Below are 23,783 nucleotides of genomic sequence, written 5' to 3' on the forward strand. Positions count from 1 at the left end.
GCCGGGCAAACCGCGGCTACGAGGGTGACTGCCTCCACGCATGTACCGGAGGGCTTGAATGGGCCGTTATGTCATCAGGCGACTGCTGCAGGCGATACCCGTCCTGCTCGGCGCCACGCTACTCATCTTCGCGATCGTCTTCGCCCTGCCCGGCGACCCCATCCAGGCACTGGCGGGCGAGAAGCGCCTGGACCCGGCGGTGGCCGAGGTCCTGCGCGACCAATACCACCTGAATGACCCGCTGCTGCTGCAGTACTGGTACTACCTCAGCGGCGTGCTCTTCCACGGGGACTTCGGGACCACCTTCTCCAGGATCCCGGTCTCGCAGCTCATGGCCGGCAAGTTCCAGGTCACGCTGAACCTCGCGCTGACCGCGCTCGTCATGGAGGCCATCATCGGCGTCGGCCTCGGCCTGTGGGCGGCGCTGCGCCGCGGCAGGGCCTCCGACACCGCCATCCTCGCCTCGACGCTGCTGCTGATCTCCGTCCCCACGCTGGTGACGGGCTTCGTGCTGCAGCTGGTGCTCGGGGTCAAGCTCAAGCTGTGGACGGGGAGCGACATCTTCCCCGTGGCCGGCATCTCGGCCGGGTTCCGCAGCTACCTGCTGCCCGGTTTCGTGCTCGCCGGCACGTCGATCGCCTATCTCACCAGGCTGACTCGGACGAGCCTGGTGGAGACGCTGCGCGCGGACTACATCCGCACGGCCACGGCCAAGGGCCTGGCCAAACGCCGCGTCATCGGCAGGCACGGGCTCCGCAACGCCCTGATCCCGCTGGTCACCTACCTCGGTGCCGACCTCGGGAACCTGATGGGCGGCGCGGTCATCACGGAGACGATCTTCAACCTGCCGGGTATCGGCAACCAGCTGTTCAACTCGATCCTGCTGCGAGAACAGCCGGTCGTCGTGGGCATCGTGACCGTGCTGGTGCTGATCTACATCCTGGCCAACCTGGTCGTCGACATGTTGTACGCAGTGCTCGACCCGAGGATCCGCTATGAGTAACGAAGCAAACGTCGGGCCCATGCTGCCGGAAGCGAAGTCGCTGGTCACGGAGGCCCCGGCGCCACCGTCCCCCGACAAGCAGGGCAGGCGCGGCAAGCAGAAGCAGGACAAGCCCGCCAGCCTGTGGACCGACGCCTGGTACGACCTGCGTCGCCGGCCGATGTTCATCATCTCTGCGGTGCTGATCGCGATCCTGCTGGTCATGGCGTTCTGGCCGTCGTTGTTCACCTCGATCGACCCGACCAACGCCCAGACCTGCGACCTGTCCACCGCCCGGCAGCTCCCCAGCGTGGGGCACCCGTTCGGCAAGGACAGCCAGGGTTGTGACGTGTTCGCCAGGACGATCTACGGCGCCCGCAACTCGATCGTGATCGGCGTGACCACCACGATCATCACCATGATCGTGGGCGGCCTGCTCGGCCTGTTCGCCGGCTTCCGCAGCGGCCTGATCGACTCGGTCTCCTCCCGGGTCACCGAGATCTTCTTCGCCATCCCGCCGATCCTGGGCGCCCTGCTGATCGCCGCCACCTTCCGCGACAGCGGCATCAACAGCATCATGCTGGTCATCGCGGCCCTGGCGGTGCTCGGCTGGCCGATGGTGTTCCGCATCATGCGGGCCTCGGTGATCACGGCCAAGAGCCAGGACTTCGTGGTCGCCGCGCGGTCGGTGGGCGCGGGCCAGTGGCGCATCATGTTCAAGCACCTGCTGCCGAACTCGCTGGCGCCGGTGATCGTGGTCAGCACGATCAACCTCGGCGGCTACATCGCGGCGGAGGCGGCGCTGTCGTTCCTCGGGGTCGGCGTGCAGTCGCCGGACATCTCGTGGGGCCTCATGATCGCCGACGCCCGGCCGCGGTTCCTCGACGCGTCGCTGCCGCTGTTCTTCCCGGCCCTGTTCCTGAGCATCACGGTGCTCGCGTTCATCATGCTGGGCGACGCCGTGCGTGACGCTCTCGATCCGAAGCTCAGGTAGAAGGGGGGATCAAGTGAAGAAGACGTCGACAGACGTGTTGCCCGCCGAGGGAGGGCTGGGCAACGAACCGCTGCTCGCGGTGGACGACCTGCACGTGGAGTTCCGTACGCGCCAGGGCATCGTGCGCGCGGTGAACGGCGTGAGCTACACGGTCAACCCCGGTGAGACGCTGGCGGTGCTCGGCGAGTCGGGTTCGGGCAAGTCCGTGACCGCTCAGGCGATCATGGGCATCCTGGACATGCCGCCGGCCGTCATCCCCAAGGGCGAGATCCGCTTCAAGGGCACCGACCTGCTCAAGCTCTCGGAGGACGCCCGCACCCAGGTGCGCGGCCAGCGCATCGCGATGGTCTTCCAGGACGCCCTCTCGGCGCTCAACCCGGTGTTCACCGTGGGCTGGCAGATCAGCGAGATGTTCCGGGTCCACCGCGGCATGTCCAAGCGCGACGGCATGAACAAGGCCGTCGAGCTGATGGACAAGGTCCGCATCCCGGCCGCCCGGCAGCGCGTCAACGACTATCCGCACCAGTTCTCGGGCGGCATGCGGCAGCGCATCATGATCGCGATGTCGATCGCGCTCGACCCCGAGGTGCTGATCGCCGACGAGCCGACCACCGCCCTGGACGTGACCGTCCAGGCGCAGATCATGGAACTGCTGGCCGAGCTGCAGCGCGAGAGCCAGATGGGCATGATCCTGATCACCCACGACCTGGGCGTCGTGGCGGACGTGGCCGACAAGATCTCGGTCATGTACGCCGGCCGGATCGTGGAGAACGCCCCGGTGCACGACATCTACCGGGCGCCGGCGCACCCGTACACGAAGGGCCTGCTGGAGTCCATCCCCCGGGTGGACCTCAAGGGCCAGGAGCTGTACGCGATCAAGGGCCTGCCGCCCAACCTGCTCGACCTGCCGAGCGGGTGCGCGTTCAATCCCCGGTGCCCGTACCGGCAGGACAACTGCGTGACCGCCGCCCCCCAGCTCTACGAGATCAGCGGCACGCGTGGCAGCGCCTGCCACTACTGGAGGGAGGTCCTCGATGGCGAACGGCAGTGAGCGCATCCTTGAGGTTCGCGACCTGGTCAAGCACTTCCCCCTGACCCAGGGCATCGTCCTCAAGAAGCAGATCGGCGCGATCAAGGCCGTGGACGGCGTCTCGTTCGACCTGAACAGGGGCGAGACGCTGGGCATCGTGGGCGAGTCGGGCTGTGGCAAGTCCACGCTGGCCAAGGTGCTGATGGCGCTGGAGCGGCCGACCTCGGGCTCGGTGAAGATCAACGGCAAGGACATCGCCAAGGCCAGGGGCGGCGACCTCAAGCGCATGCGCCGCAACATCCAGATGGTGATGCAGGACCCGTACACCTCGCTGAACCCCCGGATGACCGTCGGCGACATCATCGGCGAGCCGTACGAGATCCACACGGAGGTGGCGCCCAAGGGCGACCGCCGCCGCAAGGTGCAGGAGCTGCTGGAGGTCGTCGGGCTCAACCCCGACCACATCAACCGCTACCCGCACCAGTTCTCGGGCGGCCAGCGGCAGCGCATCGGCATCGCCCGCGGCCTGGCGCTGCAGCCGGAGATCATCGTCTGTGACGAGCCCGTCTCGGCGCTGGACGTGTCGATCCAGGCCCAGGTGATCAACCTGCTGGAGCGGCTGCAGAACGAGTTCAACCTGGCCTACATCTTCATCGCCCACGACCTGTCGGTGGTCCGCCACATCTCCGACCGGGTGGGCGTGATGTACCTGGGCAAGTTCGTGGAGCTCGGCAAGGACGTCGAGATCTACGACAAGCCGGCCCATCCGTACACGCAGGCGCTGCTGTCGGCGGTGCCGGTTCCCGACCCCGAGGGCCGGGAGCAGCGCGAGCGGATCATCCTGCAGGGCGACCCGCCCTCGCCCGCCAACCCGCCGTCGGGATGCCGCTTCCGCACCCGCTGCTGGAAGGCGCAGGAGATCTGCGCGGAGGAGGAGCCGCTGCTGCAGATCCGGACGGGGACCGGGCACGAGAGCGCCTGTCACTTCGCCGAGACGCACGACGTGGTGCACGCGGGCTGACCGCGCCGGACCATGGGGCCCTCCGGGAGAACTTCCCGGAGGGCCTTCTCATGTGGTGGCCACGATCGCCGAGCCGTGGCCGAACAGCCCCTGGTTGACCGCCAGGCCGACGCGCGCGCCCGGCACCTGCCGCCCGCCCGCCGCGCCGCGCAGCTGGTACGTCAGCTCGCACAGCTGCGCGATCGCCTGGGCCGGGATCGCCTCGCCGAAGGAGGCCAGGCCGCCCGACGGGTTGACCGGCACCCGGCCGCCGAGCGCGGTCTCGCCCGCCCGCAGCAGCTTGTCCGCCTCGCCCGGCGGGCACAGGCCGACGTCCTCGACCCAGTCCAGCTCCAGGGCGGTGGACAGGTCGTACACCTCGGCGAAGGAGACGTCCTCGGGGCTCAGACCGGCCTCCTCGTAGGCCGCGTGCGCGATCGCGGCCCTGAAGGGCCTCTCGGGCGCGGGGACGGCGGCGCAGGACTCGGTGGCGAAGTTCGGCAGCTCCAGGAGCGCGTTGGGGAAGGTCGGGGTCACCGTGGAGACGGCGGCCAGGCGCACCGGGGCCGTCGCGCCGAGTCGCCTGGCGTACGCCTCCGAGGCCAGCACGACCGCGGCGCCGCCGTCGGAGGTGGCGCAGATGTCCATCAGGCGCAGCGGGTCGGCCACCATGGGGGAGGCGAGCACCTCATCCGCCGTGACCGGGCGGCGGTAGCGGGCCATGGGGTTGAGCGAGCCGGCGCGCGCGTTCTTGACCTTGACGGCGGCGAAGTCCTCGCTGGTGGAGCCGTACAGGGCCATGCGCCTGCGGGCGTACAGGCCGAAGTAGGCGGGGTTGGTCGCGCCGAGCAGGCGGAAGCGCAGCCAGTCGGGGTCGTCGTGCCGGTCGCCGCCGACCGGCTTGAAGAAGCCCTTGGGGGTGGAGTCCGCGCCCACCACCAGCGCCACGTCGCACAGCCCGGCCATGATCCTGGTCCGCGCGATGTCCACGGCCTGGGCCCCCGACGCGCAGGCCGCGTAGCAGGAGGCGATCCTGGCGCCCGTCCAGCCGAGCGCCTGGGCGTAGGTGGCGCCGGCGACGAAGCCGGGGTAGCCGTTCCTGATCGTGTCGGCCCCCACCACGTACTGGACGTCGGTCCAGGCCACGCCGGCGTCGCGGAGGGCGGCGCGGGCGGCGGCGACGCCGTACTCGGCGAAGGGACGTCCCCACTTGCCCCACGGGTGCATGCCCGCGCCGAGCACCACCACCGCGCTCACGAGGCCCGCCCCCACATCCACACCAGCGGGCCGTCGGCCAGCGGCCCGTGCACGAGCTCCAGCTCCATGCCCACCTCCAGGTCGCCGGCCGTGAGGTCCTTGACCTGGCCGAGCACCACCAGCCCGGCGCCGTCGAGCTCGACGGCGGCCAGCGTGACCGGCCGGTACGGCCGCTCCGCCACGTACGGCTCCGGCGGCGGGTAGCAGGCCTCGGTGTAGGACCAGACCCGCCCGCGCCGCGGCAGCCGGGCCTCGGCCGTCTCCTCGCCCTCGCAGCGCGGGTTGCGGCACAGGCCGGGCTGCGGCGGGAAGGCGACGGTCCCGCAGGTCAGGCAGGTGGTGCCGATGAGGTGGGTGGCGCCGTCACCGTCGATGGCGAACCAGCCGTCGATCGCTAAGGTCATAGCCAGGAGTATCACACAAGCGCTTGCTAGGGTGAATCCCTCCGGCGCCTCCGCCGGGTCGCGACCACCCGCGCCGACATGGCCGCCGCCAGCACCACCATCCCGGCCACGACCGGCGCCCTGGAGGCGGGCGGCCGGGCCGGCCCCCGCCCGAAGTACGGGCCGGGCCGGGCGGCCGGCGAAACCCTTCCGTGGGCCAGCCGCCGGGCCTCCCGCAGGGCGAGCGGCGCGTCGGCCACCCCGTGCCCGTAGGCGGGGCTGTGGCCGCGCGCCGGCCGTCTCCTGGTGCCGCGCTCGATGGCCGTGCGCACCTGGTACGGCGACAGCTCCGGCTGTGCCGACCGCACCAGGGCCGCCACGCCCGCGACCATGGCCGCCGCCGAGCTGGTGCCGTCGCCCACCACGTACCCGTCGCCGCCGTCGGCCGTGACGACGTCCGTGCCCGGCGCGACCACCGACAGGTAGTCCTGGCGGTTGGAGAAGGGGGCCACCCTGAGCCGCCGGTCCACCGCGCCCACGGCGATCACGCCCGGGTAGGCGGCGGGGAAGTTCTTCCTGTTGGCCGTGTCGCCGTCGTTGCCCGCCGAGGCCACCAGGACAGCGCCGCGGGCGAGCGCGTACTGCACGGCCTCCTCCTCGGCCGCCGAGCCCTCCCACGCGCCGCTGCCGCCGCCCAGCGACATGCTGATCACGTCCGCGCCGTGGTCGACCGCGTACCTGATGCCGGCGGCCAGGGCGTCGCGGCGGCCGGCGCGCTGCTCGGCGCGCAGCGGGTCGGTGTTCTCCAGCGTGACCCTGATCGACAACACCCGCGCCGCGGGGGCCACGCCGACCACGCCCTCCGCGCGCCCCTCGCCGTGCCCGCGGCCGGCGATCAGGCCGGCCATGGCGGTGCCGTGGTGCCCCCAGAGCCGCGGGGGCGCGCCGGTCAGGTCGGGGCCCTGGGTGACGGCCCCGCGCAGGTCGGGGTGGCGGCCGTTCACGCCGGTGTCCAGCACGGCCACCAGCACGCCCGCGCCCCGGCTCTCCCGCCACGCCCGGGGCGCGCGCAGCGCTCCGAGCTGCCACTGCCGGGCCCGCGCGGCGGCGCCGACGCCGCCGGGGACGCTCGGCGAGGCCGCCGTCCGCACGTCGTCGGTGGCGCTGGACGCCACGCCCGCGACCCCGGCCGCCAGGATCAGAGCCGGCAGCAGGGACGCGAGCACCCTCATCGGGTCAGCGCCCGGTACAACGTCTCGGCGAGCTGCCGGGCGACCCCGCGCAGCCGCGGCGCGGCGCGATCGCCCGGCCGGTACGCCCGCCCGTCGGCGTATCCCGCGGCCGTCGCCACGAGGTAGGGGTCGCCCGACCCGGCCAGCGCCCCGGTGAAGTACTGCCGCCGGCCGAACCGCTCGGCCGGCCCGCCGGGGAAGGCGACGGGCCGCACGGTGGGCGGGCGCGCCCCGCGGTACGTCCCGGCGCCCGGCACGCCGAGCACGGCGATCCCGACGGTGGCCACGTACGTCTGGGTGCTGTCGGCGTACGTGGCCCGCAGGGCGGTCAGGCAGCCGGGCCGCACCGCGGCGGGCTGGAACGCCACCCGGCACGGCGCCTCGGGAGCCACGCCCGCCAGCACGTACGTCACCCTGGCCCCCGACGGGCTGAGGCCCGGCACGACCAGGGGGAAGATCCGCGTCACCGGCCAGGCGTGCCAGCGCTCCGGCACGGGCGCGTCGGCCTGCGGCCAGAACACGGACAGGATGGAGAGCAGCACGACGGACAGTTGGTACACGTCAACCTCGAACGGGAGGGGAGGGACGCCCGATCTGCCGTGCATTCTGGCACGCGGCCGATGATTCGTTCCGACGCTTCGGTAAACAGCCCGATACGCGGAGTAATTGATGTTATGCGGCTATTCGCCCTAGGGTGTCGGCGAAAGTCGGACATGCGCCCCAGGTGGGAGCCCCAGCCGCTGCGCCGCGTCGCCGGAGTTGACCGCGATGGCGATCAGCCCAGCCGAGTCCGTGAACGCCACCAGCTCGCCCGGCGGCACCGCCGCGAACGTCGCCCGGAAGGGCATCGCGAGCTGCCGCCGCCCGAGCCACACCCCCAGCGTGTCGCCCACCTGGACGCCCAGCGCCTGCAGGTCGCCGGCCGCGATCGACAACTGCGTGTTGCCGAAGCGGTCGACCGAGAGGACCTCGCCCTCGACCGAGCCCTCCCGCAGCAGCGAGGTCGGCGCGGGCAGCGTGACCAGCCGCTCGACCGGCACCCGGGGGCCCAGCTCGGCCGGGTCCAGGCCACCGGCCAGCCGCCCGGCGACCGGCGAGAAGACGTCCCGGCCGTGGAAGGTCGGCGACACCGGCCGCAGGAAGTGCTCCTCGTTGCTGAGCGCGTACGCGGCCCGCGCGCCGCCGCTGGCGTGCACCGCCCAGGACAGCAGGCCGTTGTCGGGGCCGACGAACACCCGGCCGCCCGCCTCGACCGCCACCGACCGCCGCGCGCCGCCGACGCCGGGGTCGACCGCGCCGACGTGGACGCCCTCCGGCAGGTAGGGGATGGTCTGGGCGAGGATCGCCGCGCCCCGCCGTACGTCGCCGGACGGGACGAGGTGGCACACGTCGATCACCCGCGCCTGGGGCGCGATCCCGGCGATCACTCCGTGGCAGGCGGCCACATAGCCGTCTTCGAGCCCGTAGTCCGTGAGGAGCGTGATGACTGGGGTCACATTTGGTGACTGTACGTCCGGCAATCCGCCGTGAACAGCCGCAGATCGCACATTACGATTGGCCACGGGCCGCGAAGCGTGCGATGTGATCGTCGCACGCCCCTTCCCGAGGAGGACATCATGGGAGCACCGCTCAGCGGTGACAGTGCTGCCCAGGAACCGTCCCAGCCACCCCTCACCGACCGTGATCTCGAACTCCTCGCCTTCGAACGCCAATGGTGGCGGCACGCGGGCGCCAAGGAGCAGGCCATCAAGGAGACCTTCGGGTTCTCGGCCACCCGCTACTACCAGTTGCTCGGCGAGCTGATCGACAGACCGGAGGCGCTGGAGCAGGACCCGATGCTGGTCAAACGGTTGCGAAGGTTGCGCTCCACCCGTCAGCGCGACCGTGCGGCGAGACGGCTCGGCATGCGTCCCTGACCGGCTGGGTACGGCAGCCGCGTGAGGAACATCCCTGGTATGGAAGCGATCCTTAAAGATCCGTCCGGCGCCGTGATCGGGCTCGACTTCGACGGAACCCTGTCGCCGATCGTGCCCGATCCCGCCTCCGCCAAGATCCACCCCGAGGCCCCCGCCGTGCTCGCCGAACTGGGCGCGCACGTCGGCGCCGTGGCCATCGTGACCGGCAGGCCGGCGGCCACCGCGCTCGAACTCGGGCCCGGCCTGGCCGACGTGCCCGGCCTCGTGGTGCTCGGCCACTACGGCTTCGAACGGTGGGAGCACGGACGTGTCTCGGCGCCGCCGCCGCCACCCGGCGTGCCGCGCGTCCGGGCCGAGCTGCCCCTGCTGCTCGACGCGCTCGGCCTGCACGGCGTGGTGATCGAGGACAAGGGCAGGGCGGTGGCCGTGCACACCAGGCGCGCCCCCGACCCCGAGGGCGCGCTCGCCGTGCTGCGCGAGCCGCTGGCCGAGCTGGCCGCGAAACACGGCCTGGTGATCGAGCCCGGCCGCATGGTCCTGGAGCTGCGCCCGCCCGGCATGGACAAGGGCCACGCGCTCGGGCTGTTCCTGGCCGAGCGGGACGCCAGGTCCGTCATGTTCGTCGGCGACGACCTCGGCGACCTGGCCGCCTTCGACGCCGTACGCGCCTCGGGGCTGCCCGGCGTGACCGTGTGCAGCGGCTCGGCCGAGGTGACCGCGCTGGCCGAGCGGGCCGACATCGTGGTCGACGGGCCCGACGGCGTGGTGGCGCTGCTGCGCGAGCTGACGACGGCCTTCACCCGCCCCTGAGCGCAGCCGTTCGTGAGCCGGCTCGCGGCCTTGCGCCGTTTGGGCCGGCTCGCGGCTTTCAGCCGTTCGTGATTGGGCTGCAAGTGGCGGATCCTACGGTGGTGCGCATGTCACGACGATCTCTCGCCGCCGCCTCGGCCGCGGCCCTGGCGACCCTGGCGGCCGTGCTCGCCGCTCCCGGCGCCGCCTCCGCCGCCCCCGCCCAGCAGCTCAAGCTGCGCGGCGGCCTGACGCTCTACATCCCGATCGAGTGGGTGGTCCACCGTAAGGGCGGCGACGTCGTCCAGGTGGTCACCGGCCGGTGCGCCAAGCCGCAGGGCTGGGGCTCGCCGGAGTGCGACGCGTTCTACATCCTCGGTCCCGGCGCGATCAGGCGGGGCGCCGAGGGGTTCGGGCCCTACACGGGCAAGGACCCGTACTATCCGGCCAGCGACGTGCAGCCCTGCCCGCTCAACCGCAAGTGGGGCGAGGTGATCGGGCCCAAGGTCACCAGGGGCTACCGGCAGATGGGGGCCGGGCACAAGGCCGCCTACAACGCCTGGCAGGCCACGTGCGTCAGCTACTCGGGCGGCGGCGTCAAGGCCCGCTTCACGCAGCGCGAGTGGTACCTGCCGAAGAGCCGGATCCTCGTCGTCGACCAGTGGGACACGCCCGGCCTGGCCGACACGCTCAAGTACGCCGACTGGAGATGAGCACCCCGGCGACCGCCAGGCCGATGACCACGGGCACCAGCAGGAACGCGTTCCCGGTGCCGTAGCCGTCGGCCAGCGCGCCGAGCAGCAGCGGGCCGATCGCCATGGCGGCGCCCGCCCACACGGGCGAGGCGGCCGCCGCCCGGTCCGCCCGGTCGCCGGAGGCGCTGATCAGCGTGCTCAGCGCGAGCGGGAACTGCAGCGACGCGCCCAGCCCGCTCAGCGCCAGCCCCACGTACGACAGGATCGGCGCGGTGCTCGCCCAGAACAGCACCCAGCCGAAGGCCATCAGCCCCAGAGCGCCGGCCAGCAGCGGCGTGGCCGGCAGCCGCAGCGCGAGCTGCGCGCCCGCGAACCGGCCCGCCGCCATGCCGCTGACGAACGCCGTCAGCCCGGTCGCCGCGACGGCCGCCGTCACGCCCGTCCTGAGGGCGAACAGGTCGGCGGCCCACAGGTTGAACGAGAACTCCAGCGCCACGCAGCAGAACAGCACGCCCCCGGCCAGATGGAAGCGCCACCCGCCGCCCTCCCGCGCCGGGACGGCCTCCCCGGTGACCACGTCGCCCTGCCCTCCGGCGGCCCTTCGGGGCGCGGGCCAGGAGCGGCCCAGCGCCAGCGCGAGCAGGGCGCTGACGGCCGGGGTGACCAGCAGGGCGGACCGCCAGCCGAGCGCGCTCTGCGCCACCTGGCTCAGCACGAACGTCGCCACCATCCCCACCAGCACGCCCACGGCGTTGGCCTCGCTGAGCGCGGCCGGTCCGGCGGGCCCGTGGTGGTCGCTGAGCTCGGCCATCGCCGCGTAGAGCATGACCGAGCCGAAGCCGCCGGCCACGCCGTAGCCGAGCAGCGTCAGGGGCAGCGCGGAGGTGGCCATGACCAGCAGCACGCCGGCGTTCATCCCGGCCAGGCCGAACCAGCACGTCGAGCGCCGGCCGAGCAGCCGGGTGAGCAGGGGGAGCGCGAGCCCGGCGCCGATCGTCCCGACCGCCATGGCGGTGCCGTGCAGCCCGGCGACGGTGGCCGTGGTGCGCTGGTCGGCGCGCAGCAGCGGGAGGGCGGCGCTCAGGCCGTACACGAACGTGGCGAACGTGCCGAGCAGGAAGTAGATGAGCCAGGTCGGACGGTCCCGGACGAGTCTGATGGGCACTGAGACCGTCGACACCCGGCAGCCTCCGTCATTGGCAGTGAACCCGACTTCTCATGTTAAAGCAGGGCGTCGAGTTGGGACTCCAGCCACTTGTGCGGCGGCAGCGCGGTGGCCGCCTCGTGCAGCCGGTCGCGGCGCCGCCTGCGTTCGTCCTCGGGCATCACCAGCGCCTCGTGCAGCGCGTCCGCCGTGCCGCTCACGTCGTAGGGGTTGACCACCAGCGCGTACGGCCCCAGCTCGGCCGCCGCCCCCGCCTCGCGCGAGAGCACCAGGGCGCAGCGTGGCGACAGGACCGGCCCCTCCTTGGCGACCAGGTTCATGCCGTCGCGGATGGGGTTGACCAGCAGCACGTCCGCCAGCCGGTAGGCGGCCAGCGAGCGCGGGTAGTCGTCGTTGACGTTGAGGATGACCGGATCCCAGTCCTCGGTGGCGTACTCGTCCTCGATCTCGCGCGCGCAGCGCTGCACCGACGCGGTGTACTCGCGGTATTCGGGCAGGTCGTGCCGGCTGGGGTAGGCGAAGGCCAGGTGGACCACCTTGCCGTGCCACTCCGGATGGGCGGCCAGGAACTCCCGGTAGGCCAGCAGCCCGCGCACGATGTTCTTGGACAGCTCGGTGCGGTCGATGCGGACGATCAGCCGGCGGCCGGCCACCTGCTCGGCCAGCGCGGCCATGTGCGACTCGACGTCGGGCTCGCAGGCCCGCGCCCACAGCGCCGCGCCGTCCACGCCCAGGCTGTGCACGCCGACGCGGGTCGTCCTGCCCTCGTGGGTGACCGTGCCGGCCGCGCGGTCCACCCGCGCGCCCAGCAGCGCCTCGCAGCAGTCCATGAACGCCCCCGCCCACCGGGCGGTGAGGAAGCCCGCGTGGTCGGCCCCCAGGATGCCGTCGAGCACCTCCCTGGTCACCGCGTCCGGCAGCAGCGAGAAGTACTCGGGAGGCGCCCACGGCGTGTGGCTGAAGTGGGCGATGCGCAGGTCGGGCCGCTCGGCGCGGAGCATCGCCGGGGTGAGCGTCAGGTGGTAGTCCTGGACCATCACGCGCGCCCCGTGCCCGGCCTCCTCGGCCAGCGCCAGCGCGAACGCGCCGTTGTAGTCGCGGTAGGACTCCCACTCACGCCGGAACTTGGTGCCGAAACTGGGGGAGTTGGGGATGTCGTACAGCAGGTGGTTGACGAACCAGAGGGTCGAGTTGGCCACGGCGTTGTAGGCGCGGTGGAAGGTGGCCGCGGGGATGTCGAGCATCCGCAGGGCGCCCGTGTCGTAGCCGCCGCGGTCGAGCCGGCCCCCCGGGGCCAGGCGCACGGCGCTGCGGTCGCCGTCGGACAGCGCGGCGCACACCCACAGCACGCCGTGCTCCTTGGCCACCCCCGACAGGCCCGAGACGAGGCCGCCACCACCGCGTTTCATGGTCAGCTCACCGTCGTCGTCGACGGTGAAGGAGACCGGCCCGCGGTTGGACGCCACGAGAACGCTGTTCATTTGGGCTCCCTTCGCCCATAGGATCCCAGCTATGGCGCTAGATGAGCTAACCGAGGAACTCGCCCGCTCGGCCGCGGCCGGAGACCATCGCGCGCTCGGCGAGCTCCTGGCCAGGATCGAGCCTGACGTGATGCGCCACTGCGCCCGGATCCTGCCCTATCACCAGGACGCGGAAGAAGCCTCGCAGGACACTCTGCTGGCCGTGGCGCGCAACATCGGCCGGTTCGAGGGGCGGGCCAGGTTCAGCACCTGGCTGCACATCGTGACCGCCAACTGCGCGCGCACCACGTACCGCTCGCTGAAGCGCAGGGCCGCCGAGCAGACGTCGGAGGAGCTGCCGATGCAGAAGCCGGACGCGCGGCGGGTCAGCGTGATCGCCGGCTCGCGGCTCGACCTGCTCGACGCGATGGAGGCGCTGGAGGCCGACAAGCCCGACCTGGCCCAGGCGCTGGTGCTGCGCGACATCGTCCAGCTCGACTACAACGAGGTGGCCGAGCAGCTCAACATCCCGCTCGGCACGGCCAAGTCCCGCATCCACCAGGCCCGCAAGTACGTGCAGGGAGTCCTCGGGGAGGACTATCGGTGAGACGTGTCCTCTCAAATCGTGAGACGGGCGGTTGTTTCCGCCACTTGAGAAGGTAGAGTCCTTTTCGACAACTGAATATTGCTCATCCAGAGGGGTGGAGGGACCGGCCCTGCGAAGCCCCGGCAACCCTCCCGGCTTGTACTCGCGACCTGGCGAGGCCGACCGGGACAAGGTGCCAATTCCGGTTCGCGGTCAAGGTGGCCGCGGGCGAAGATGAGGGAAGGCCTCGCTTCATGTCGCTCGACTTTGGTCCTGCCGTCGCTCTGTCCTGCCGCGAGTGCGGCACGCGCTACCCCCTGGGCCCCAGCTTCGCCTGCCTGGAGTGTTTCGGGCCGCTCGAAGCGGCCTACTCCTTCGGCCAGGTGACGCGCGCGGACATCGAGTCCGGCCCCGCCAACATCTGGCGCTACCGCTCCCTGCTCCCGGTCCCCGCCGACGTGGCGAGCAAGCCCAACATGAACCCGGGCTGGACGAAGCTGGTCAAGGCCGGCAATCTCGGCAAGGCGCTCGGCATCCGGTCCCTGCACGTGAAGGACGACTCGGGCAACCCCACCCACTCCTTCAAGGACCGGGTGGTCGCCATCGCCGTCGAGGCGGCCAGGAACTTCGGTTTCCACACGCTCTCCTGCTCCTCCACGGGCAACCTCGCCGGCGCGGTCACCGCCGCCGCCGCGCGGGCCGGTCTCGACGCGTGCGTGTTCATCCCGGCCGACCTCGAAGCGGCCAAGATCGCCATGGCCCGGGTGTTCGGCGGCCGGCTGATCGGCATCGACGGCACGTACGACGAGGTCAACCGGTTCTGTTCCGAGCTGATCGGCGACCCGCTGGGCGAGCAGTGGGGGTTCGTCAACGTCAACCTGCGGCCCTACTACGCCGAGGGGTCCAAGACGCTCGCGTACGAGATCGCCGAGCAGCTCGGCTGGCGGCTGCCCGAGCAGATCGTCATCCCCATCGCCTCCGGCTCCCAGCTCACGAAGATCGACAAGGGGTTCAAGGAGCTGATCGCGCTCGGGCTGGTCGAGGACACCCCGTACAAGGTGTTCGGGGCACAGGCGGCCGGGTGCTCGCCGGTCTCGACGGCGTACAAGGCGGGGCACGACGTGGTCCAGCCGGTCAAGCCGGACACGATCGCCAAGTCGCTGGCCATCGGCAACCCCGCCGACGGGCCGTACGTGCTGGACATCGCCCGGCGCACGGGCGGGGGCGTCGAGGACGTCACCGACCCCGAGATCGTCGCCGCCATCAAGCTCCTGGCCTCCACCGAGGGCATCTTCGCCGAGACCGCGGGCGGCGTCACGGTGGGCGTGCTGAAGAAGCTCGTCGAGACGGGCAGGCTCGACCCCGAGGCCGAGACCGTGGTGCTGAACACCGGCGACGGCCTCAAGACGCTCGACGCGATCAGCGACGACGCGCGGCCCACCGCCGTGATCCGGCCCTCTCTCGACGCGTTCCGCGCGACTGTCTGACAATCCAGGAAAGGCAACAAAAACCATGAGCGTTTCTGTGCGGATTCCCACCATTCTGCGCACTTACACCGGGGGTAACGCCGAGGTGAGTGGCGAAGGGGCGACTCTTCGTGACGTTCTCGCCAAGCTCGACTCCGACTACCCGGGGATCGGCGCGAGAATTCTGGATGAATCGGGCAAGATTCGTCGTTTTGTCAACGTATACGTTGGTGAAGAGGATGTCCGTTTCGTCGAGGGGCTGGACACTCCCGCCCCTGAAGGCGCTCAGATCTCCATCATCCCTGCCGTCGCGGGCGGCTGACCGCCGGACCACCGACTCTTGAAGGCGCCCCTTGTGGGCGCCTTCTTGTTTTAGAACCAAATTCAACCTCGAACGACTCAGCCTTCGATGAAATTAGCGTTTTGTCGGTTGACTCTGTTGCCAAACCCCGTGCCACAGGTATGGTCGAGGGCGATCGTCTGGCTGATTTTCCCAAAAGTCATGCGATTACGGGTCTCGCGAAGGAATGGGCGAGATCTGCGAGCCCAGTAAGAGGAGTCGGAAGTGGCGCAGGGCACCGTCAAGTGGTTCAACGCGGACAAGGGCTACGGCTTCATCGCGGTAGACGGTGGTAAGGATGTATTCGTCCATTACTCAGCGATCATGATGGACGGGTACCGCTCTCTCGAACAGGGACAGCGTGTCGAGTTCGAGATCACGCAGGGCCAGAAGGGGCCGCAGGCGGAGTCCGTCCGCACGGTCTGATTCACCCTCGCTGGTATGCACCAGGTGGGACGTGCGGCAGCGCAGTCCGTACGGCTCGCCACTGTTTCCTCCGTCGGCTTCGCACGGCGGGTCGCACCTCCGGGGCGGCTCGCCGTACGAACCGGCGCACCCGATGACCTGCCCGATGAGCTGGGGTGGGGTGCCCGTGGCTTGCACTCGGCAGGGTAGAGTGCTAAACAGTTCGTTGGCACTCTGTGTGGCAGAGTGCCAACAACTCGGATCGAGACGATGGGGTCTGCCGAACGGAGATGCAGGCCTATGCCGTCGCGGGCGTCGGCTCGGTCCAGGACACGCCACCCTGCATCTGGGAGGTCTAGCCTTATGGCAGCCAAGATGATCGCGTTTGACGAGGACGCCCGGCGCGGTCTCGAGCGCGGTATGAACCAGCTCGCCGACGCCGTCAAGGTGACCTTGGGCCCCAAGGGGCGCAACGTCGTGCTGGAGAAGAAGTGGGGCGCTCCCACGATCACCAACGACGGTGTCTCCATCGCCAAGGAGATCGAGCTCGAGGACCCGTGGGAGAAGATCGGCGCCGAGCTGGTCAAGGAAGTCGCCAAGAAGACTGACGACGTCGCCGGCGACGGCACCACCACGGCCACCGTGCTCGCCCAGGCTCTGGTGCGCGAAGGTCTGCGCAACGTCGCCGCCGGCGCCAACCCGATGGCCCTGAAGAAGGGCATCGAGGCCGCCGTCGAGCGGGTCAGCGAGGAGCTCTCCAAGCTGGCCAAGGACGTGGAGACCAAGGAGCAGATCGCCTCCACCGCCTCCATCTCCGCCGCCGACCCCGAGATCGGCTCGCTCATCGCCGAGGCGATGGACAAGGTCGGCAAGGAAGGCGTCATCACCGTCGAGGAGAGCAACACCTTCGGTCTCGAGCTCGAGCTCACCGAGGGCATGCGCTTCGACAAGGGCATGACGTCGATGTACTTCGTGACCGACTCCGACCGCATGGAGGCCGTTCTCGAAGACCCGTACATCCTGATCGTCAACAGCAAGGTCTCGGCCAACAAGGACCTGCTGCCGCTGCTCGACAAGGTCGTGCAGTCCGGCAAGCCGCTGCTGATCATCGCCGAGGACGTCGACGGCGAGGCCCTGGCGACCCTGGTGGTCAACAAGATCCGCGGCCTGTTCCGCTCCGTGGCCGTCAAGGCCCCGGGCTTCGGCGACCGCCGCAAGGCCATGCTGGGCGACATCGCGATCCTGACCGGCGGTCAGGTCATCGCCGAGGAGGTCGGCCTCAAGCTCGAGACCGCCACCCTCGACCTGCTCGGCCGCGCCCGCAAGGTCGTGGTGACCAAGGACGAGACCACCATCGTCGACGGCGCCGGTGACGCCGAGGCGATCTCCGGCCGGGTCAACGAGATCCGCGCCGAGATCGAGCGCACCGACTCCGACTACGACCGCGAGAAGCTGCAGGAGCGCCTGGCCAAGCTGGCCGGTGGCGTGGCGGTCATCAAGGCCGGCGCGGCGACCGAGGTCGAGCTCAAGGAGCGCAAGCACCGCATCGAGGACGCCGTGCGCAACGCCAAGGCGGCCGTCGAGGAGGGCATCGTCCCCGGCGGTGGCGTGGCGCTGCTGCAGGCCGGCGCCAAGGCGTTCGACAAGCTCGAGCTCAACGGCGACGAGGCCACCGGCGCGGCGATCGTGAAGAAGGCTCTTGAGGAGCCCCTCAAGCAGATCGCGGTCAACGCGGGCCTCGAGGGCGGCGTCGTCGTGGAGAAGGTGCGCAACCTGACCCCGGGCGAGGGCCTCAACGCCGCTTCCGGCGAGTACGTCAACATGTTCGACTCCGGGATCATCGACCCGGCCAAGGTGACGCGCTCCGCGCTGCAGAACGCCGCCTCCATCGCGGCGCTCTTCCTCACCACCGAGGCCGTCATCGCCGAGAAGCCCGAGAAGACCCCTGCTGCTCCGGCCGGCATGCCCGGCGGCGGCGACATGGACTTCTAGGCTTCGCCTGGTCGCTGACGCATCAGAAGGCGGTTCGGATCTCCAAGGATCCGGCCGCCTTTTGTTGTGTCCGGTCGCGTCACGTTTAGTAGTTATTGACTACGGACAGTAACGAAACGAAGTGACGATTCACCGCACAAAGGAGTAGTTACATGAATTCCCGCACCGCGCGCGTTCTCGGGCTCGGAGCCGTCATGATGGCCGCCGCGGCCGCCATGACGATGCCCGCCCAGGCAGACGACCACGGTTACCTGGACGAGGCCCTGGAGTACGTCGACGTACCCTACTGCGCGGGCTACCTGGAACTGTACGACCGCGACTACTGCGCCTCGCCGTCGAGGTGGACGTCGTCGGACGAGCGCGGGGAGATGTCGGAGGAGGGCGAGGACAGGTCGTCGGAGGAAGGCGAGGACGGGTCGTCGGAGGAGGCCGACGACAGGTCCGGCGAGCGCCAGGACGCCTCGGAGGAGGGCACGGACACGTCGGGCGAGCGCCAGGACACCTCGGACGAAGGCACGGACCTGTCAGGTGAGCGCGAGGACGCCTCGGACGCCTTCGAGGGCCAGATGGCCGGCGAGAGCGAGGACCTGTCGTCCAACGCGCCCGGGGACATCACGTTCGCCGACGAACTGGTGCAGGGCGACTGAACCCCGTCTGGTGACGCCGGGCGTACGAACCCGACGCGGCACCACGGCGAAGGCGCCCCGTACGTGAACGGGGCGCCTTCGCCGCGGTGTTGTGCCGGTCTCAGACGCCGAAGTGCGCGACGATGTGACCGCGGGCCAGCGTGTTGGCGGTGATGTTGAAGCCGACCACCGCCGGGCTCGCGTCGCCGCCGACGCCCAGCTCGTCGACACCCAGCGCGTGCACCGTGAAGACGTAGCGGTGGGGGGCGCCGGGCGGGGGAGCGGCGCCGCCGTACTCTTTGGTGCCGTAGTCGTTGCGGGCGTGCACCGCGCCGGCGGGCAGGCCCTTGAAGTCTGGGCCGGTGCCCGCGCCTCTGGGCAGCTCCGCGGTGTCGCCGGGCAGGTCGAACAGCACCCAGTGCCAGAAGCCGCTGCCGGTGGGGGCGTCGGGGTCGTGGCAGGTGACGGCGTAGCCGCGGGTGCCCTCGGGGGCGCCCGACCAGCGCAGCTGGGGCGAGACGTTCCCGCCGGTCATCCCCCAGTCGTCGAAGACGTGGAGGTCGTTCAGCCGCTCGCCGTCGCGGATGTCGTCGCTCTCCACCACGAGCGCGGGGACCGGGGGCAGGTGTTCATGCGGAAGCGGTGCGGGCACGGCATCCTCCTAGGTCGACAGTCCTTCAGGCCATCCTAGAAGCGGCCGTGCCCGCCCTCCGTCAGGTACCGAGCTGCGCCGGGAGCGGCCTGTCGTGCAGCACGGTGAGCGAGGTGACCGCGCGGGTCAGGACCACGTACAGGCGGGCCAGGCCGCGGGGCTCGGCCTCGACGATGTCGGCGGGCTCCACGACGATCACGTGGTCGTACTCCAGGCCCTTGGCCAGCGTGGCGGGCACGATCAGCAGGCGGTGCTCCTGCGTCGCGTCGGGGTCGAGAACCGCGTGCGGCAGGCCGGACAGCGACTCGGAGACCGCCGCCACCATCGCGTCGGGGACGATGACCCCGATCGAGCCCTCCCTGGCCAGCACCTCCCGGGCCGCCTCGGCGACCGTGCCGCCCGGCCGGACCGTGAGCGAGCCCGCGCCAGGACGCAGCGACCGCGGGGCGGCCAGCGCGGGGGCGATCGAGGGCAGCAGGCGGGCCGCGTAGTCGAGCACCTCGCGCGGCACGCGGAAGCCGAGCGTCAGCTCGGTCACCTCGCCCTCGTCCTGGCCGAGGTGCTTCAGCACGGTCTCCCACGAGCTGGTGGACCACGGCGTGGTGCCCTGGGCCAGGTCGCCGAGCACGGTGGCCGAGCCGTTGCGGCAGCGCCGGCCGAGCGCCCGCAGCTGCATCTCGGACAGGTCCTGGGCCTCGTCCACGACGAGGTGGCCGAGGGACGGGGTGCGCTCCATGAGGTCGCGCAGCTCGTCGAGGAGCGCGGCGTCGGCGGCCGACCATTTGGCGGACTTCCAGCTCCGATAAGGCTTCCGCCAAAGCAGCATTTCCTGCTCGTCAGGCGACAAATCAGTTTTGGCGGCCTTTGTGAGGAATTCTGGGTCGGACAACAGGCGGTGCAGAACCTGTTCCGGCGTCAGTTTCGGCCACACCGCGTCGACGAGCTGCTTGACCGGCCTCGACCTGGCCACCGCGTCCTGGACCCGGTCGTCGGGCGACTCGCCGCGCTGCTCCATCCGTACCAGCACCTGGTGGGCCAGGCGCTGGGCCAGCGCGGCCCGCCCCGGCAGGTAGCGGGTGGTGCCGCGCAGGGAGGCCACCATCTCGCGCACCTCGTGGTCGGCGACCCGGTAGCGGTAGGCGCCCTTGCTGAACACCAGGCCGTCCTCGGGCTTGACGATGTGCATCCAGAGCGCCCGTTCGAGCACCGCGGCCATTCTGGCGTCGCCCTTGACCGCGGAGACCATCGGGTCCTCCTCGGCGGCGTGCTCGCCGAGCAGTCCGGCCACGGTGGTCTGGTCGACCTTGACCTCGCCCAGCGCGGGCAGGACGGAGGAGATGTAGGACAGGAACGCCCGGTTCGGGCCCACGATCATCACGCCTGACCGGGCCAGCCGCTCGCGGTGGGTGAACAGCAGGTACGCGGCCCGGTGGAGGCCCACGGCGGTCTTCCCGGTGCCGGGGGCGCCCTGGACGCACACGGTCTGGGCCAGCGTCGCGCGGACGATCTCGTCCTGGTCGGGCTGGATGGTGGCCACGATGTCGCGCATCGGGCCGGTGCGCGGGCGTTCGATCTCCTCGGTGAGGATCTTCGAGGGGCCGACCTCGCCGCCGTCGCCGAGCGGCTCGTCCTCGAACGCGGTCAGCGCGCCGCCGTGGTAGCCGAAGCGGCGGCGGCGGACGACGCCCATGGGGTCGGCCGGGCTGGCCTGGTAGAACGCGCGGGACACCGGCGCGCGCCAGTCGATGACCAGCGGCCGGCTGGTGCCGTCGTGCACGTGGCGGCGGCCGACGTAGATGGTGCCCGGCAGGTCGTCGCCGCCCTCGCGGTCGAGCCGGCCGAAGAACAGCGGGGTGTCCGGATGGTCGGCCAGGGCGGCCACGCGCTGGTCCAGCAGCGACTGGAGGATCTGCTGCGAGACCCAGTCGCCGGCCGCGTCGGCCGACAACGACTGGGCGTGGGCCCGCATCGCCTTGAGCGCGGCCCTGGACTCGGCCAGGTGGGCCTGCTCGGCGGCGAGCACGTCGGAGGGTATGTCGGGAGCCAGTTGATGTGTGGGCATGCGAAAGCGCCTCCCAGGGTCGAAAACGGAGGTGGTCAAGGCAGCGAATCGACTAGTTTAACGGCGGCCGTCCGGTGCCTCCAAAGCATTTACCGGCGCGCGGCGGGGTAAAGAGGGAAGGTGGCGCGGCTTCGCCTGGTTCTCTCGCCGATGATCCCCACGGTCGCGAGCTTCCTGCTGGCGGCGCTCTGGGGGATGTCGGTCTTCGCCGGCTGGGGGCTGGAGGCGTTTTGCGCGGGAGGCGAGTCTCCGTCGGCGTGCTCCCGGCGGCTCGGCGCGGTCTCCACGGCCTCGGGGTTGTTCGCCGTGCCGGCCGCCTGCGCCACGCTGGCCGCCTGGCTGGTCCCGGCGTTCCGGCAGGACCCGCGCACGTTCGGCCGCCTCATGGGGACGGGGGTCGCCGCGTGGATCGTCGCCGGAGCGGTGCTGTTCCTCGGCGGCCTGCTGGCCGGCTAGCGAACCCGGCAAAGACCGTATCTCTGAGTGAACGTGGGAATACCGAAAAAGTCGGGCATTTCAGGTGCGATTGTCGGATCATGGGGGTATGTCGCAGGCGGCGTGATAGTACGCAGGTGAGGGGGGTGGTTCGATGTCGACGACCCGTGGAGTCTCGTGGACGTGACATAAACGCCGTGCCTGGCCGCTCAGGCAACGAGCGGCCGGGCATTCAACCCGTCACACGCCGCCGTGCACGTCGTCGGCGTCGATGATCTGGTAGGCGTATCCCTGCTCGGCCAGGAAGCGCTGCCGGTGGGCGGCGAACTCCTGGTCGACGGTGTCCCTGCTGACCACCGTGTAGAACCGGGCGCCACCGCCGTCGGCCTTGGGCCGCAGCACCCGTCCGAGCCGCTGGGCCTCCTCCTGCCGCGACCCGAACGTGCCCGACACCTGGATCGCGATGGCCGCCTCGGGCAGGTCGATGGAGAAGTTCGCCACCTTCGACACCACCAGGACCTGGATCTCCTTGTCGCGGAACGCCTGGTAGAGACGCTCGCGCTCCTTGACCCTGGTCTCGCCCTTGATGACCGGCGCGTTGAGGTGCTCGCCGAGCTCGTCGAGCTGGTCGATGTACTGGCCGATGACCAGCACCTGCTCGCCCAGATGCCGCCGGACCAGCGCCTCGGTCACGTACGTCTTGGACGGCGTGGTGGCGCAGAAGCGGTAACGCTCCTCGGCCTCGGCCATCGCGTACGCCAGCCGCTCCTCGTCGGTCAGCGTGACCCGCACCTCGACGCAGTCGGCCGGCGCGATCCAGCCCTGGTTCTCCATCTCCTTCCACGGCGCGTCGTAGCGCTTGGGGCCGATGAGGGAGAACACGTCGCCCTCGCGGCCGTCCTCGCGCACGAGCGTCGCGGTCAGGCCCACCCGCCGGCGGGCCTGGAGGTCGGCGGTCATCCGGAAGATCGGCGCGGGCAGCAGGTGGACCTCGTCGTAGACGATCAGTCCCCAGTCGCGCGCGTCGAACAGCTCCAGGTGGCTGTAGACGCCCTTCCGCCTGGTGGTCATCACCTGGTACGTGGCGATGGTGACCGGGCGGATCTCCTTCTTGTTGCCGGAGTACTCGCCGATCTCGTCCTCGGTCAGCGAGGTGCGCTTGAGCAGCTCGGTCTTCCACTGGTGGGCGCTGACCGTGTTGGTCACCATGATCAGCGTGGTGGCCTGGGCGTGGGCCATGGCCGCCGCGCCCACGATGGTCTTGCCCGCGCCGCAGGGCAGCACGACCACGCCGGAGCCGCCGTGCCAGAAGGCGTCGGCCGCCTCGCGCTGGTAGTTGCGCAGCTCCCAGCCGTCCTGGAGCAGCTTGATGGGGTGGTGCTCGCCGTCGACGTAGCCGGCCAGGTCTTCGGCGGGCCAGCCCAGCTTGAGCAGCGCCTGCTTGACGTTGCCGCGGTCGCTCGGGTGCACGATGACCGAGTCGGCGCCGAGGCGCTCGCCCAGCATCGGCTGGATCTTCTTCGAGCGCAGCACCTCTTCGAGCACCGCGCGGTCGGTCGAGGTCAGGACCAGCCCGTTGACCGGGTCCTTCTCCAGGCGCAGGCGGCCGTAGCGGGCCATGGTCTCGGCGATGTCGACGAGCAGCGCGTGCGGCACCGGGTAGCGGCTGAAGCCGATCAGCGCGTCGACGACCTGCTCGGCGTCGTGGCCGGCGGCACGCGCGTTCCACAGGGCGAGTGGCGTGACGCGGTAGGTGTGGACGTGTTCAGGCGCTCGTTCGAGCTCGGCGAACGGCGCGATCGCCTTGCGGCACGCGTCGGCCTTCTCGTGGTCGACCTCGAGCAGCAGCGTTTTGTCCGACTGGACGATGAGCGGGCCGTCGTTCACGGACATCCCTTCCTACGGTTGACCCTTATCCAACACACACGACGGCAGGAACAGTCCCGGAACGGGTAATCGATCAGTCGTCCAGGCGGCCGGTGAGGCCCAGGAAGAGGAAGAGCCCGACGTTCAGCACGAAACCGGCGCCGAACAACACCCAGCTCCAGACCAGCAGCGAACGGGCGCTTCCGGGCTGCTCGCGGGCCCGCGTCAGCGCCACGGCGGCCAGGATGCCGCCGGGCAGGCCGAGCACGTTGAGGCAGGAGGCGAGGGACAGGAAGTTGAGCACGACGGCGACGATGGCGGCGGCCTGCGGGCCCTCGTCGCGCCGCGGCGGCACGCCGTAGCCGTAGCCGTACTGCGGAGGCGGCTGCTCGCCGTAGGGCGCCCCGTAAGGCAGGTGCGGGTAGCCGGACGGATCTTCTTGACTCACGT

At 70.8% G+C, this 23,783-nt stretch carries 25 protein-coding genes and 1 riboswitch; of the genes, 14 read left to right on the top strand and 11 right to left on the bottom strand.

The features are described from left to right. Positions 1-58: 58 nt before the first annotated feature. Genes ABZ459_RS27980 through ABZ459_RS27995 form a run of 4 tightly spaced genes read left to right on the top strand, consistent with a single transcriptional unit; the run spans position 59 to position 4,027 of the window. Positions 59-1,003: an ABC transporter permease gene (locus tag ABZ459_RS27980; RefSeq protein WP_352320853.1), complete on the top strand. Its 945-nt coding sequence runs from the start codon at positions 59-61 to the stop codon at positions 1,001-1,003. Beyond that, entirely contained in the window at positions 996-1,976 is a 981-nt protein-coding gene (locus ABZ459_RS27985) for an ABC transporter permease (protein ID WP_357976108.1), read from the top strand. Before ABZ459_RS27980 ends, ABZ459_RS27985 begins: the two co-directional genes overlap by 8 nt. Positions 1,977-1,989: 13 nt before the next feature. Beyond that, positions 1,990-3,027, top strand: a complete 1,038-nt coding sequence (locus ABZ459_RS27990) for an ABC transporter ATP-binding protein (RefSeq protein ID WP_357976111.1) — start codon at positions 1,990-1,992, stop codon at positions 3,025-3,027. Further along, positions 3,011-4,027 carry a dipeptide ABC transporter ATP-binding protein gene (locus tag ABZ459_RS27995; protein ID WP_352320859.1) on the top strand — a complete coding sequence of 339 codons (1,017 nt, stop codon included), beginning with the start codon at positions 3,011-3,013 and terminating at the stop codon, positions 4,025-4,027. The genes ABZ459_RS27990 and ABZ459_RS27995 overlap by 17 nt, the downstream gene beginning before the upstream one ends. 48 nt (positions 4,028-4,075) lie before the next feature. On the opposite strand, the gene ABZ459_RS28000 is transcribed toward ABZ459_RS27995, so the two are convergent. The 5 genes from ABZ459_RS28000 to ABZ459_RS28020 form a co-directional block, all read right to left on the bottom strand. Further along, entirely contained in the window at positions 4,076-5,263 is a 1,188-nt protein-coding gene (locus ABZ459_RS28000) for a lipid-transfer protein (RefSeq protein ID WP_357976114.1), read from the bottom strand. Further along, positions 5,260-5,667: an OB-fold domain-containing protein gene (locus ABZ459_RS28005; RefSeq protein ID WP_357976117.1), complete on the bottom strand. Its 408-nt coding sequence runs from the start codon at positions 5,665-5,667 to the stop codon at positions 5,260-5,262. The genes ABZ459_RS28000 and ABZ459_RS28005 overlap by 4 nt, the downstream gene beginning before the upstream one ends. Positions 5,668-5,693: 26 nt before the next feature. Then, on the bottom strand, positions 5,694-6,878 hold the full coding sequence (locus tag ABZ459_RS28010) for a S8 family serine peptidase (protein ID WP_357976120.1): 1,185 nt from the start codon (positions 6,876-6,878) through the stop codon (positions 5,694-5,696). Beyond that, positions 6,875-7,438, bottom strand: a complete 564-nt coding sequence (locus ABZ459_RS28015; RefSeq protein WP_357976123.1) for a hypothetical protein — start codon at positions 7,436-7,438, stop codon at positions 6,875-6,877. Before ABZ459_RS28015 ends, ABZ459_RS28010 begins: the two co-directional genes overlap by 4 nt. A gap of 129 nt (positions 7,439-7,567) precedes the next feature. Continuing rightward, entirely contained in the window at positions 7,568-8,374 is an 807-nt protein-coding gene (locus ABZ459_RS28020) for an SAM-dependent chlorinase/fluorinase (protein WP_357976126.1), read from the bottom strand. Between the two features lie 120 nt (positions 8,375-8,494). On the opposite strand from ABZ459_RS28020, the gene ABZ459_RS28025 reads away from it, so the two are divergent. The 3 genes from ABZ459_RS28025 to ABZ459_RS28035 all read left to right on the top strand — a co-directional run bounded on the left by ABZ459_RS28025 (position 8,495) and on the right by ABZ459_RS28035 (position 10,296). Then, entirely contained in the window at positions 8,495-8,794 is a 300-nt protein-coding gene (locus ABZ459_RS28025; RefSeq protein ID WP_357976129.1) for a DUF3263 domain-containing protein, read from the top strand. A 39-nt stretch (positions 8,795-8,833) separates the two neighbouring features. Continuing rightward, positions 8,834-9,604: a trehalose-phosphatase gene (gene otsB / locus ABZ459_RS28030; RefSeq protein ID WP_352361731.1), complete on the top strand. Its 771-nt coding sequence runs from the start codon at positions 8,834-8,836 to the stop codon at positions 9,602-9,604. Between the two features lie 107 nt (positions 9,605-9,711). Then, entirely contained in the window at positions 9,712-10,296 is a 585-nt protein-coding gene (locus ABZ459_RS28035; RefSeq protein WP_357976133.1) for a hypothetical protein, read from the top strand. Here the strand turns inward: ABZ459_RS28035 and ABZ459_RS28040 are convergent. Continuing rightward, complete coding sequence (locus ABZ459_RS28040) at positions 10,274-11,458, bottom strand: hypothetical protein (RefSeq protein WP_357976136.1); 1,185 nt, start codon at positions 11,456-11,458, stop codon at positions 10,274-10,276. The two genes, ABZ459_RS28035 and ABZ459_RS28040, sit on opposite strands and share 23 nt — an antisense overlap. A gap of 41 nt (positions 11,459-11,499) precedes the next feature. Further along, on the bottom strand, positions 11,500-12,924 hold the full coding sequence (locus ABZ459_RS28045; protein WP_357976139.1) for a trehalose-6-phosphate synthase: 1,425 nt from the start codon (positions 12,922-12,924) through the stop codon (positions 11,500-11,502). Between the two features lie 31 nt (positions 12,925-12,955). On the opposite strand from ABZ459_RS28045, the gene ABZ459_RS28050 reads away from it, so the two are divergent. The 6 genes from ABZ459_RS28050 to ABZ459_RS28075 all read left to right on the top strand — a co-directional run bounded on the left by ABZ459_RS28050 (position 12,956) and on the right by ABZ459_RS28075 (position 18,339). Further along, positions 12,956-13,510 carry an RNA polymerase sigma factor gene (locus ABZ459_RS28050; protein ID WP_189654051.1) on the top strand — a complete coding sequence of 185 codons (555 nt, stop codon included), beginning with the start codon at positions 12,956-12,958 and terminating at the stop codon, positions 13,508-13,510. A gap of 79 nt (positions 13,511-13,589) precedes the next feature. Continuing rightward, positions 13,590-13,730: riboswitch (SAM riboswitch) on the top strand. Positions 13,731-13,743: 13 nt separating this feature from the next. Next, a complete protein-coding gene (gene thrC, locus ABZ459_RS28055) occupies positions 13,744-14,976 on the top strand; it encodes a threonine synthase (RefSeq protein ID WP_357976142.1) in 1,233 nt (410 codons plus the stop codon). 25 nt (positions 14,977-15,001) lie between these two features. Continuing rightward, positions 15,002-15,277, top strand: a complete 276-nt coding sequence (locus tag ABZ459_RS28060; RefSeq protein ID WP_357976145.1) for a MoaD/ThiS family protein — start codon at positions 15,002-15,004, stop codon at positions 15,275-15,277. Positions 15,278-15,520: 243 nt separating this feature from the next. Beyond that, positions 15,521-15,721, top strand: a complete 201-nt coding sequence (locus ABZ459_RS28065; protein ID WP_106250594.1) for a cold-shock protein — start codon at positions 15,521-15,523, stop codon at positions 15,719-15,721. A 342-nt stretch (positions 15,722-16,063) separates the two neighbouring features. Then, on the top strand, positions 16,064-17,692 hold the full coding sequence (gene groL / locus ABZ459_RS28070) for a chaperonin GroEL (protein WP_357976148.1): 1,629 nt from the start codon (positions 16,064-16,066) through the stop codon (positions 17,690-17,692). Positions 17,693-17,844: 152 nt separating this feature from the next. Further along, positions 17,845-18,339, top strand: coding sequence for a hypothetical protein (locus tag ABZ459_RS28075; protein ID WP_357976151.1), 495 nt, complete (start codon positions 17,845-17,847; stop codon positions 18,337-18,339). A gap of 100 nt (positions 18,340-18,439) precedes the next feature. Here ABZ459_RS28075 and ABZ459_RS28080 read toward each other — a convergent pair whose 3' ends face one another. Both ABZ459_RS28080 and ABZ459_RS28085 read right to left on the bottom strand, forming a co-directional pair. Continuing rightward, positions 18,440-18,970 (bottom strand): YbhB/YbcL family Raf kinase inhibitor-like protein, encoded by a 531-nt coding sequence (locus ABZ459_RS28080; protein WP_357976154.1) that lies wholly within the window; start codon positions 18,968-18,970, stop codon positions 18,440-18,442. A 61-nt stretch (positions 18,971-19,031) separates the two neighbouring features. Beyond that, positions 19,032-21,032: an AAA family ATPase gene (locus ABZ459_RS28085; protein ID WP_357976156.1), complete on the bottom strand. Its 2,001-nt coding sequence runs from the start codon at positions 21,030-21,032 to the stop codon at positions 19,032-19,034. 120 nt (positions 21,033-21,152) lie between these two features. On the opposite strand from ABZ459_RS28085, the gene ABZ459_RS28090 reads away from it, so the two are divergent. Beyond that, complete coding sequence (locus ABZ459_RS28090; protein ID WP_357976159.1) at positions 21,153-21,488, top strand: hypothetical protein; 336 nt, start codon at positions 21,153-21,155, stop codon at positions 21,486-21,488. 219 nt (positions 21,489-21,707) lie between these two features. Here the strand turns inward: ABZ459_RS28090 and ABZ459_RS28095 are convergent, their stop codons facing one another. Together ABZ459_RS28095 and ABZ459_RS28100 are read right to left on the bottom strand one after the other, a co-directional pair. Continuing rightward, positions 21,708-23,360, bottom strand: a complete 1,653-nt coding sequence (locus ABZ459_RS28095) for a DNA repair helicase XPB (RefSeq protein ID WP_357976162.1) — start codon at positions 23,358-23,360, stop codon at positions 21,708-21,710. A 67-nt stretch (positions 23,361-23,427) separates the two neighbouring features. Continuing rightward, positions 23,428-23,781 carry a hypothetical protein gene (locus ABZ459_RS28100; protein WP_357976166.1) on the bottom strand — a complete coding sequence of 118 codons (354 nt, stop codon included), beginning with the start codon at positions 23,779-23,781 and terminating at the stop codon, positions 23,428-23,430. Positions 23,782-23,783 lie beyond the last annotated feature (2 nt).

Origin of the sequence: Nonomuraea sp. NPDC005692, from assembly GCF_040631115.1 — a bacterium.
In the GTDB taxonomy this organism is placed as follows: Bacteria; Actinomycetota; Actinomycetes; order Streptosporangiales; family Streptosporangiaceae; genus Nonomuraea.